We start from the raw sequence: 11,705 nt of genomic DNA, 5'->3' as shown, positions 1-11,705 counted from the left end.
AGATACCGCCCTAAAAAGCCAGTGTGTTAAGCGTTACGAGAATTTAAGCGCTTTGGGTTAATTCATCGTCTTGGGGCGTTTTAAAACGGGGAAAACCGAACCAAATGGCCGCCACACCAAACACAAAAATAAGCATGGGATACCAGCAGTACGGTGTAATAGCTAGCGGTGAAATACCCACTACGGCCGCGGCACTTAAAAGCTGCGCACCGTAAGGGACCAAACCTTGGAAACTGCACGAAAAGATATCCAAAAGTGATGCGGTACGACGAGGGTCAACGCCGTATTTTTCGTTCAGGTCTTTAGCAATTGGGCCCGCGGTAACAATCGCAATAGTGTTGTTCGCCGTTGTAATGTCCAAAAAACTAACCAAACCAGCAATACTGAACTCAGCGCCTTTCTTTGACGTGACTTTACGGGTTAAACGCTCGATTAACCAGGTTATACCGCCGTTAGCGTGCATAAGTGCCACAATGCCGCCTATGGTTATGGCGATCATAGCTAAGTCTTGCATCCAGCCCATCCCTTTTTGGATGCTCTGCATCATTGAAAGTGGCGTGAAGCTGCCTTGAAGCAATCCCACTACGCAGGCACTGGCAATACCCACTGCAAGCACGCTAATGACGTTAAACCCTGTTAGCGCAAAAGCGATAATGCACAAGTAAGGCACTATGCGCCAAAAATCGTAGCTGCCGCCTTCAACTATCCCAGAAGTATCGACATCCACCATAAGCAGTAACGCCATGGTGACAATGCACGCCGGCACAGCAACCATTAAGTTTGCCTTAAACTTGTCTTTTAGCTGTACGCCTTGCGTACGGGTTGCGGCAATGGTGGTGTCTGAAACAAACGAGAGGTTATCACCAAACATAGCGCCCCCCACCACAATACCCAGCGCCATTTCCACCGGCAGCCCTAAACTTGTGGCAAGGCCCGCACCTATGGGCGAGAGCGCGGTAATGGTGCCCATAGAAGTGCCCATTGAAAATGATATGAAACAGCAAATCAAAAATAGGCCAGGCAGTATAAGCGCCGAGGGCACAAACTGTAGTGCCATATTAACCGTGGCATCTCGTGCGCCAATATCAATAGTTACCGCATAGAATGCACCGGCTAACAGGAATATAAGCACCAAGAGAATAATGTTTTTATCGCCGCCGCCTTTGCAAAAGGTTTGTACTTTTTCCGAGAAGCTGACCTTTTTCCCTTTCGGGTTTAAACATAGGCCGTACCCAGCGCTGATAAAGAAAGCAACCAAAATAGGCATTGCGGTAATATCGTTTGTGGTAACTCCTGTCACGACAACAAGAATTACAAAAAGCAAAATGGGCGTTAAACCTAGCGGGTTGGGTGCGATAGAATTTGGTGCAATGTCATTATTTTCGTGCACAGAACACTCTCTTTTGGGTTTTATTGCGTGACTGCAAAAGTTTAAAGGCTACGCTGAAAAGCCAGCTGCCGGTTGCGAATGCGTAAAAAAAGCTTCAACGAAACCATATTGTGACGGTCTTGAACCGTAAAAAGCTAAAGCAGCAAAGGATAAAAGTTTTTTGCGACATTGAAAAGGGATTTACTTTCTAACGACTCTCTCACCTGCATTGTGCAAAACGCCGCCATTAACTCAGATTTTGAATTTCTGATTAGATGAGACGACAGCCGTTTGGCGGTTGAAGGCGTGTTTAGCCTAGTTTTTTTAGCCTTATTGCATAGCGGTGTGGCATAGTCTTTTTTGTAGCCGTATTGCATAGCTCTGTGGCATAGATCTTTTACGCAGGAATGTGCATAGGCACACTTTAGTCATTCTCGTTAAATTCTCAGTTCGCTAGGAGTTTTACCGGTAAGCCTTTTTACCGTACGTCTAAAGTTAGGCAAATCGTTAATGCCCATTGCATTGGCCGCTGCCTCGTTACTCACCTTTTGAACCGACAGAAGCAAAAGTGCATGATTGCGCTGTACTTCTTCACACAGCGAGCGATAGCTAGTGCCGTATTCCTTTAATTTCCGCTTAAGCGTAGCCACACTGATATCAAAAGCATCCGCCAATTCAGGTAACCCGATATTTGATGCCTGTGTGCTTGAGGACACATAAACATAACGCCTCACAAAATCAGGCAAAGACAAACGATTATGTAAATCAACAGAAGCCCTTTCTTTTATTTGCGTTGCACCTTCATTAAAACAGTCTTTCGAAGATACCTGCAAACCAGCAGAGTAATTAGGCTGAACTGCCTTCTCCAAAGGTTCGCGTAATACTTCTTTTTCAATGCAAATACTGTTAAAAGGGCGATTAAACGATAACTTAAGTCCAAGGTGGGTTTCGTAATCAGCAATATTTTTTGGTCGACTCCCGGTAAAAGTAAAAGACAAGCGCAATCGCTTATTTGCAATACTTTTCATGAGTGCGACAACGCTTGCGAATGCCACTTCAATGATGAACTGAAGTTGCTTGCTGCTTACCCCGGTGAACTGAGGCACTAAGATTATATGATCGGCGGTTTCAAAACGCTGAAACTGGCACAGCGGTAAGCTGCACCACCTGAATATTTGGTGTTGAACAAGGTGTAAAAGTAGCTGCTCAACATCCTCACATGATTTAAGCACACTAAGTGGACTAAATAGCCACTGCGAGGCCAAAGCACCTCCCAGCAAAAAACTTACATCGCCGCCTTTTGCTTGGTTTTGAACATTCACTAACAGCGATGAATATTGATTTATGCTTAAGAGTGTATTGGGTTTCAGCGCATCTTCAAAAATGCCTGTACCGCGCAACAGCTTATTTTTATTAGCGCCACGAGACAGCGACACATTGAGTACCGCCTGTACCAACCAATACCCAAAGATCACTTTCTCTTGGCTAGACATCACTACGTTATCACTACCAGAGACACCCACGCCAAGCCTATCAGCATCGCCATGTACAGAGACACCCATGCTAAGCCCATCAGCATCACCATTAACAGAGACTCCCACGCCAAGCCCATCAGCACCACCATTTACAGAGACACCCACGCCAAGCCCATCAGCATCGCCATTTACAGAGACACCCACGCCAAGCCCATCAGCATCGCCATTTACAGAGACACCCACGCCAGATAGACCTGTTAAATAACGACGCTGAGCTCCTGCAGCTTTCTCTTCGTCAGCAGAATCTCGTAGTGCGTTGAGTCGTGGTAACGTTAAATCCATGAGTTACTCGCTGCAGGCATCTTTATTTATCTTCACCGGTTACCCTTACCAATTACTTTCGCCAAATACATCGACCAAACCGGCCTAGTTACGCTGCGCTGTCATGGGCCCGTTCCAGTTTTGAGAGCATGGTGTTGAGCACAGTTGCAAGGCGTTGGTTGGATAGCAAACTCACTTGAGTACTGCGTGCTGTGGTGTAAATAGCGTTTGCATTTTGGCTGTGTCTAAACGCAAGGTGCTGAATGCTCACTTTGATATCGTTGAGGATAACGTCAGCCTGCATAGGCGAGACGTCGGGCATCAGAATAGCAAATCGGTCACCGGCATAGCGGCACGCTAAATCTTGCTGACGCAAATTCATGATCACCAATTGCGCAATGTCGTGCAGATACCTATCGCCTTCTGTGTACCCATGTTTTTGGTTAAACAAAGAGAAGTTGTTAATATCGATAATAGCGATAACCGCCGACTTTCCCGACTGCTGTAGCTTATTAATTTGTGCTTTCCAATACTCTGCGCGGTAAAGTTGAGTGATTGGATCGATGGCATCGTGATCGCGAAAATCCCATTCTCGACGTCGTAATTGTAAATTCAATGCGCGCTGCTCTAAATGCCACTGATACAGTGCCGCTGTCATCACTACCATACCCACAGCTGCTGGGTAAGACTCGATCATACTTATCCAATAAGCCGCGTCTGGATAATGAAAAAACTCATCTAAGAAATCTAAGCTGACCGAGAATAAGAAGAAGCCGAGCCCGACAGTGAGAAGACTGGTTACTTTGCCGGGAGGACGGCTGGCAAGCGCTGCTAGCATCCACGCCAGAGTTAAAAAAGCAATGCTCCCCTCCCCCACAATATCAAGGCCTGATATCACCGCACTTTCTTTTGCATTTCCAAACATAAAGGCTAAACAAATCGCCAATGCCACTACGCAAAATGTAAATGCGAGCCAAAGCTTGTGATGTCTAAATTGTGTTGTATTTGTAAAGGTAAACATATTGCTCTCTTTGGGTTCTCTTGTATTAGATGCATCACGCGTTAGTCCGGCGACCACCGGCGCTTCAACCAAAACAAGAGTCTTGACCAAATCTGATGAAACTGTCGAGGGTCAGTTTGGCTCAGCAATGTGACATCTTGATGGCAACGAACTCAAAGAACGCCAAAAATGAAATTTAAATCAATTAAATTCAACCACTTAAATTAGGGTCAAATTAGCTCAACCGTTTGCAAATAGTAGACAATTACCGAAAGCGAGCCTTTTGTTCTGTTAAATCGTCATATAACTGTCATGCAGTGTTCTTAGGGTACTCATTCACTTATTTAGCACTTATTCAAAACGCCTTTTTACTGCTTAATTAACTGGAAAATAAATGAAAATTAAAACCGCGTACTCTTCTCTTACACTTGCCTGCGTAGCGGCATTAGGCCTAAGCATGGCTTCACCTGTTTCAGCTGCTGATGGCGTAATTATCGGTTCAGTAAAAGATGTGGCACAGGCGCGCAGCTATACCGGTGCCCAAATCAAACTTCTTGAATTAGGACTGGTCACCGAAGCAGGTACAGACGGTACATTTCGGTTTCCCTCTATTCCAGAGGGTACTTACACGCTAGAAATTTCGTATCTTGGTGAGGAAACGGTTACGCAAACCATAAAAGTAACAGACAACGGCATTGCGCGCGCAGCCGTGGAGTTTGGCAGCGGCGATACCATTGATGAAATCTTGGTACGCGGTCAACGAAGCGGTCAGGCAAGCGCCATAAATCAGCAACGAACTTCAGATCGTATCTCGTCTATTGTATCTGCGGATGCCATTGGGCAGTTTCCAGACCAAAATGCTGCAGAGTCTTTACAACGTTTACCAGGCTTATCGATTGAGCGAGATCAGGGTGAAGGTCGTTTCGTCGGCATACGCGGTATCGACCCCAACTTAAACAACGTAACCATTAATGGCTTAAATATTCCCTCGCCTGAATCGGGTGTTCGCTCAGTAGCACTTGACGTTATTCCTTCTGAACTTATCCAGACTTTAGAGGTGTCTAAATCGGTAACGCCCGATATGGACGCAGACGCCATTGGTGGTTCAGTCGCGGTGAAAAGCGTGAGTGCATTTGATAAGGCTCGAGATACCGCGAGCGTTACCGTACAAGCCAGTCAAAATGATTTACGCGATGAAACCAGCCCAAAAATTTCTGGTACGTTTACTAAGAAGCTTTCACCCGAATGGGGCGTGGCTGGCGCTATTTCCTATTTTGACCGAGATTTTGGTTCAGATAATGTTGAAAGCAACGGTGACGATGAGCTTGAGCAACGTCACTACACGATCACTCGCGAACGTTTAGGTAGTGCGTTAAATATCGATTTTCGCCCTGACTTCAACAACCAATACTTTCTTCGCACACTTTACAGTGAGTTTTCTGACGACGAGTACCGCCAAGGCAATATATTCACGTTCGATGGCGAAGACTCAGAAATAGAAAGAGAAAGCAAAGACCGTTTTGAAAGCCAAAGTATTTTTACCGTAGCGTTAGGCGGTGAACACCAACTAGATACCTGGAAAGCAAACTGGCAGCTCGGTTATGCAAAGTCTGATGAAGACGAACCGGATGCACTGTACTACGTGTTTAAAACTGAAAATGACAGTATTGAAGCTGATTTAAACACTATGCGTCCAACCGTATCGCAAAACGCTGATGCCATGGACTTATCAACCTATGAGGTCGATGAGATAAGCTTTGAAGATAACTACACCAAAGATACCGAAACCAGCATTAAATTCGACGCGGCTCGCCCCATTAATTTTGGCGGCTACATCGGTGAGTTAAAAATTGGTTCTAAATACCGAAGCCGAGAAAAAGACCGCGACAGCAGCATCGCTATTTTTGATGGAGACTTCGACGACCTAGATGCTTCGCAATTTGGAGCTGCTAGTCCAGACTACTCTCTTGGTGACTTTGGGCCTGGCCTAAATCGAAGTGAAATGCGTAATTACTTCAACGATAACCGCGGCAGCCTTGAGTTAGACAGCCTGAATTCTGAGGTGGAGTCTCGCGGCGCGACCTATGTGAATGAAGAGGATATCTTTGCCGCATATATCATGGGCAGCGTAGATATAAATAAACTTCATCTGGTAGCAGGTGTTCGCTATGAGCGTACTGACTTTTCTACATCGGGTATGCGAGTAGAGCTTGTAGAAAACGAAGAAACCGACGTGGAAGAAGTGGTAAATACGCCGTGGGAAGCAGAACGTGACTACGATCATTGGTTACCCAGTGTAAATGCCAGATACACCGTTTCAGACAAACTTCAGCTTCGCGCTGCCTACACCCACACTATTTCAAGACCAAAATTTGAAGATGTAGCGGCATTTCAAATTATCGAGAGTAAAACAGAAGAAGATGATGGCGTATTTGTGACTGAGCGAGCGGCAGAAGTTGGCAACCCTGAACTTCAGCCTTATGAAGCACAAAACGTTGATCTATCGATTGAGTACTACCCGGGTGACATTGGTGTAATTTCAGCGGGGCTGTTCTACAAAAATATCGACAATTTTGTTGTGTACGCTGATGTTGCAGGCACTACTGGTTGGGAAGGCTTCGAAGAAGTCATACAGCCGATAAACGGCGACTCTGCCGATTTAACCGGCTTAGAATTATCTTGGGTGAAAGCCTTCAACAATGGCTTTATTGTGTCTACCAACGCCACTTTTACCGACTCTGAAGCGACAACGTTCCTAGATGGCGAAAAATTTGAAACCCAATTACCAAATCAGTCAGACCGCATTGGCAACATCACTATTGGGTACGAAGCAAATGACTTCAGTGTGCGTCTAGCCACCACCTATAAAAGCGAAAATTTCGAAGAAATTGATGGTGACATGCTCAGATTTGAAGATGACCATGTACAGGTTGATTTCATGGCGCGCTACTACATCAATGACAGCATGCAGGTTTATTTCAACGGCATCAACTTAGGTGACGAACCCTTCTACAACTATTTCGATACCCGCAGCCAAAATGCGCAGTATGAAGAATACGGCCGCACGTTTGAGCTTGGCTTTACTTGGCAACTCAACTAGGCAGATATATCGAAAGTAGTTTGTTAGGTTTGAAGGCCGGCGTTAGTTCGGCCTTTAGACCTACATTTAATAATCTGTAAGCCCTGCTTTAATAGAAAGGTAGAGCACGGGTTTAACTCAAGTAAGTTTCAGGACAATAACAACAATGACCCATCAGCGTCACACCAAGGTAGTTTTTAAAACCAAAGCTACCGCAGCGGCACTTTCAAGCGTACTTCTCTCGTTATTTAGCTGCGCAGCCTCAACTACTTCAAATAGCAGTGCAGATACCACTTTAGTGCACAGTGAAAGCCAGCCACAAGAAGCAGAAATTCAAAACAGCGCCTTACCGCTAACAAAGCTAACAAACGGCCTAAGCCTAGCGCTGCACTATCAAAACTACGCCAAACATCTCAATAACCCCAAAAAAGACGCTAACAAAGACACCTATGCCAGCAACACCAGCATAGACACTCAACATGATGCTTACGTAGACACCCATGTTAATAACGCTTACGCAGACACCCACGCTATCAATATAAATATTAGCGAACACAAGGGTATATCACTGAACAACTCTGCAGGGAAAAAACACTTCATTGCGGGACATTACAGCCTAGCAAGTGCCGAAGTTGTAAAGTCAGATACAAAACAATGGGTGTCTTTGGTCGTGTTTAATAACAACACTCAGCACATAGAGGTGTATCGCATTGACACTGCATCTCTTGAATTTGCTCAACCGCAAACCAAGATAACTAACGGCTCTGAAGCCATTTGTGCTTCAACGTCAAGCGCTGGCGAACTGCAAATTATCAATATCGATGCTACAGGCACGCTGAATCAGTATGAAATTCATAGTGGGCGCTTTTTATCGCTGAGAGACTTTGCGATAGGTCCAGGCATTAAAAGTTGCGCTATAAATGCCAACACCGACACGCTATACCTTGCTGACGAATTTGCCGGTGTGTGGCAATTAGATACCAATATTGAAAGTGAGCTAGCAAAAAACCTTATTTTTCATGGTAAAGATGTTGCTGTTGAAGGTGTAGCCACCCTATCTTCAACTACGATAGATGGCTTGGATATCGCTGCCTGGGTAAGCCCGGATGCCAGCGGAGTATGGCTTAAAGCGCCATGTCTTACACAATTTTTCTCGCTAATGAATACGGCCAACGAAAGTAATTCAGCAGTTCGCCAATTAAAAGCAAGCAACAAGTCTACTTCTATTCAGCCTGAGCTCGTTCACCTATCGTTGAGTGAAGATGGCAGAAATGTTTCTCTTGTTGTTGACGATGATGAATCAGGCGACGTGTTTTCTGCCGAACTACCCTCAAAACTAAGCGCAGCTCTACTTAATCGACAATGCGGCACAAATATTGAAGCCACCTCGCCAAAAGAAAATTACCTAGAGGGCACGCATATACAAAGCACAACATCGCAACATGCAGACCTTACCGTGAAGGTTAAGCCCGATGTTGAAACTGACCCAGTGGAAAATCATGGTGACGCCGCTGACGACCCTGCCATTTGGGTAAACTCGAATACCCCTTCACAAAGTCGCGTAATCGGTACCGACAAGAAAGGCGCATTGAATAGCTATGACGTAGCCGGCAAGCTAGTACAAAGCCTTCCTGTTGGCAGAGTGAATAACGTTGATGTGGGATACAAGGTATCTGTTGCAGAAGCTAACGCACAGCAAAGCGATGCATCATTCATTGATATTGCAGTAGCATCAAACCGAACGCACAACAGCTTGTCTGTATTTGAAATAGATAAGCTTGGCACTATGACCCACCTTGGGCATATAAGCACTACACTTCATGATATTTACGGCATGTGTTTGTTTGTGTCAGACGGAGTAGCTCATGTATTAGCTAACGACACCAGTGGCCGCTTCGAACGCTATCGCGTGTCTATTGCCTCCAACAAAAAAGTTGATGGGCACTTAACACAGTCCTTTTCACTGCCCTCACAGCCAGAAGGATGTGTTGTAGATACTAAAACAAGAACTGCCTACTTAGGTGAGGAAGGTGCTGGGATTTGGGCCTTAGATATAACGACAAGCAGCAACCAGCCTCAGTTCATTGCTGAGATAGAAGCCCCCGTAGAAGCTGATATTGAAGGGCTGGCTCTGTTTGACGTAGATTCGCAAACTTACCTAATCGCATCTAGTCAGGGTAATAACAGCTATGCCATCTATCACATACATAATGAAAACCCTGAAGAATTGGAACTGATGGGGCTGGTTCAAATTGCAGCAGACAAAGACAAACAAATTGATGGGGTTTCAGAAACAGATGGACTGGAGGTCACCAACGCAAACTTGGGAGGAAGATTCACTGAAGGGCTTTGGGTAGTGCAAGACGGTAGAAACGTCATGCCAAGCGAAACCCAAAACTTCAAGCTAATTGCTGGTACGTCACTTAAAGATGCGATCACAAAATTAGCGAACGCCAAGCCATAACGCCACTAAAAAATATAACGAATAATACGTGCAGCAAATAAAAAGGAGGCCCTAAGCAAAGCCTCCTTTTTTATATAGGAATAAGCATACCAGCGCTTTGGTATTATGCATTGTTACCCCACCGCCGCATTTTCGCCTGATAAAGCGTAAACAACGCTTACCCCTAATATGCCAAGTCTTAAAGTACTAACTGATCGGGATTTAGCCTGAACGACGTTTAACCTGCGCGCTGGTAGCCATCATTTAATTGAACATCAATAGCACGCAACACAGCAGTTCGGTTAATTGAGCCTAAAAGCACGCCATCATCGTCTACGACAGGGTAAACCCGAGGCTTTTCTTTCAACAGCAATTGCGCCAACTCTATTACCGACATATAGGGTTTAACTGAAACCACGGGCGTTTTCATGATTTCCCCTACCCTACAAATTTGCTCGCGATAGTAGCTTGACGCAATCATTTGAGCGATACAGTCTTGCTCAGACAAAAAGCCCACTACCTTGCCTTTACTATCGAGTACCGGACCACCACTTTGCCCACTGGCTAACAACGCTTCGACAGCCTGCGCAACGGGCATATCGACATTAAGCTTCACTGGGTGAGTATTCATATAATCACTGACTTGCAACGATTCCATTTTCAATTCTCCAGCCGTGGCGCCTAATGTGACCGATGCTGCGACTTATTTGGCGTTACGGCACTTCAATTATTTTTAACCACATGTGAAAGCAACTTTCCCCCACACTTTAAGATTAGACCTTTCGTTGCGTACAAGCCAGCACATTTAACATTAAAATAACAAATAGATTTTGCAGTGGTTAGTCTTTGTAGATTGCCACTTTCACATTACCGTTTACATCAATACTAGCGCGGTACATACCCGCAGAATTAAATGGCATTGCTACGTTGCCTTTTGCGTCAATAGCAATTACACCGCCATCACCACCAGCTTTAACTAACACGTCGTTCACCACGGTATTCGCAGCATCGCTTAACGACAAACCTTGGTACTTCATTCGGGCACAAATATCAGCCGCCACGTTGTATCGAATAAAATACTCACCATGCCCAGTGGCCGATACCGCACAGCTTTCATTGTCGGCATAGGTCCCCGCTCCAATAACAGGCGAGTCTCCAATGCGTCCGTATCGTTTAGCCGTCATTCCGCCTGTGGATGTTCCGGCAACAATATTACCCTCACTATCCAACACCACCGCCCCGACGGTGCCAAAGCGTTCATTGCCTTGCTGCGAACCGTAACCATTAGAGACCTGCTGCATACGCGCTTTCGCTTTATCTAAAGCCTGCTTGCGAAACTCAGTATCAAAAACGCTGTTGTCTACCTGCTCAAGGCCGTTTTCTTTTGCGTAGTCTTCAGCCCCTTTACCGGAAAGCATAACGTGTGGAGATTCATTCATTACCATTAACGCTGCCTCAATTGGGCTTCTTATTGTTTTAACGCCCGCTACAGCACCTGCATTTTTGCTGCCTCCATGCATAATAGACGCGTCAAGTTCGTGCTCACCGTCGAAGGTATACACCGCACCAATACCAGCGTTGAACAACGGCGAACTTTCAAGAATTTTGATGGTTTCTACTACCGCAACCTCACCTTTCTCGCCTTTCTGTAACAATGTGTAACCATGCTTTACCGCATGAGTTAATACTTTCTTGTAGTCCGCTTCTTTCTCTGGCGTCATCGATGATTTTAAAATGGTGCCCGCACCGCCATGAATAGCGATAGCTACGGGTGGTTTTCCTTGCGGTTCGAGATCAGCCGCTAATGCGGGAACACTTGTGAAAGCTAAAGAAACCGCCAGGGTGCTTATGGTATACAGAGTGCGGCGAATTCTATGTGGTTGGCAAGATAAGCGAGATAAGAACAAACGGGTTACTCCTTTAATGAAAAATACCGCTTCATGTAATGGTGTATGAAGTCAGTGCGTGGGACGTTATTATGCTATTCACAATAGCTTACGATGACACATAAACGACAG

7 protein-coding genes are annotated in these 11,705 nt (G+C 45.4%); 2 read left to right on the top strand and 5 right to left on the bottom strand.

What is annotated here, in order from left to right; all coding sequences use genetic code 11:
• Positions 1-43: 43 nt before the first annotated feature.
• From E5672_RS05250 to E5672_RS05240, 3 genes are all read right to left on the bottom strand, one after another.
• The gene (locus E5672_RS05250) at positions 44-1,390 is read right to left on the bottom strand and encodes a Na+/H+ antiporter NhaC family protein (protein WP_131136201.1); all 1,347 of its coding nucleotides are present in this window, start codon (positions 1,388-1,390) and stop codon (positions 44-46) included.
• A 416-nt stretch (positions 1,391-1,806) separates the two neighbouring features.
• Positions 1,807-3,186, bottom strand: a complete 1,380-nt coding sequence (locus E5672_RS05245) for a helix-turn-helix domain-containing protein (protein ID WP_136781236.1) — start codon at positions 3,184-3,186, stop codon at positions 1,807-1,809.
• Between the two features lie 88 nt (positions 3,187-3,274).
• Positions 3,275-4,186 carry a diguanylate cyclase domain-containing protein gene (locus E5672_RS05240; protein WP_136781235.1) on the bottom strand — a complete coding sequence of 304 codons (912 nt, stop codon included), beginning with the start codon at positions 4,184-4,186 and terminating at the stop codon, positions 3,275-3,277.
• A 373-nt stretch (positions 4,187-4,559) separates the two neighbouring features.
• Between E5672_RS05240 and E5672_RS05235 the strand changes: the two genes are divergently transcribed.
• Positions 4,560-7,265 carry a TonB-dependent receptor gene (locus E5672_RS05235; protein WP_136781234.1) on the top strand — a complete coding sequence of 902 codons (2,706 nt, stop codon included), beginning with the start codon at positions 4,560-4,562 and terminating at the stop codon, positions 7,263-7,265.
• Positions 7,266-7,410: 145 nt separating this feature from the next.
• Positions 7,411-9,708 (top strand): phytase, encoded by a 2,298-nt coding sequence (locus E5672_RS05230; RefSeq protein ID WP_136781233.1) that lies wholly within the window; start codon positions 7,411-7,413, stop codon positions 9,706-9,708.
• A 217-nt stretch (positions 9,709-9,925) separates the two neighbouring features.
• Here E5672_RS05230 and E5672_RS05225 read toward each other — a convergent pair whose 3' ends face one another.
• The gene (locus E5672_RS05225; RefSeq protein ID WP_039223874.1) at positions 9,926-10,345 is read right to left on the bottom strand and encodes a CBS domain-containing protein; all 420 of its coding nucleotides are present in this window, start codon (positions 10,343-10,345) and stop codon (positions 9,926-9,928) included.
• Between the two features lie 181 nt (positions 10,346-10,526).
• Positions 10,527-11,594, bottom strand: coding sequence for an isoaspartyl peptidase/L-asparaginase family protein (locus tag E5672_RS05220; protein WP_136781232.1), 1,068 nt, complete (start codon positions 11,592-11,594; stop codon positions 10,527-10,529).
• Positions 11,595-11,705 lie beyond the last annotated feature (111 nt).

Origin of the sequence: Alteromonas portus, from assembly GCF_005117025.1 — a bacterium.
Classification (GTDB): Bacteria; Pseudomonadota; Gammaproteobacteria; order Enterobacterales; family Alteromonadaceae; genus Alteromonas; species Alteromonas portus.
The sequence above is the reverse complement of the archived record's forward strand: the minus strand, read 5'-3'. Positions and strand labels throughout refer to the sequence as shown.

Bases quoted from the DNA above. Each gene is read 5' to 3' on its own strand.
- E5672_RS05245 (WP_136781236.1), bottom strand. From the start codon at position 3,186: ATGGATTTAACGTTACCACGACTCAACGCACTACGAGATTCTGCTGAC.
- E5672_RS05240 (WP_136781235.1), bottom strand. From the start codon at position 4,186: ATGTTTACCTTTACAAATACAACACAATTTAGACATCACAAGCTTTGG.
- E5672_RS05235 (WP_136781234.1), top strand. From the start codon at position 4,560: ATGAAAATTAAAACCGCGTACTCTTCTCTTACACTTGCCTGCGTAGCG.
- E5672_RS05230 (WP_136781233.1), top strand. From the start codon at position 7,411: ATGACCCATCAGCGTCACACCAAGGTAGTTTTTAAAACCAAAGCTACC.
- E5672_RS05225 (WP_039223874.1), bottom strand. From the start codon at position 10,345: ATGGAATCGTTGCAAGTCAGTGATTATATGAATACTCACCCAGTGAAG.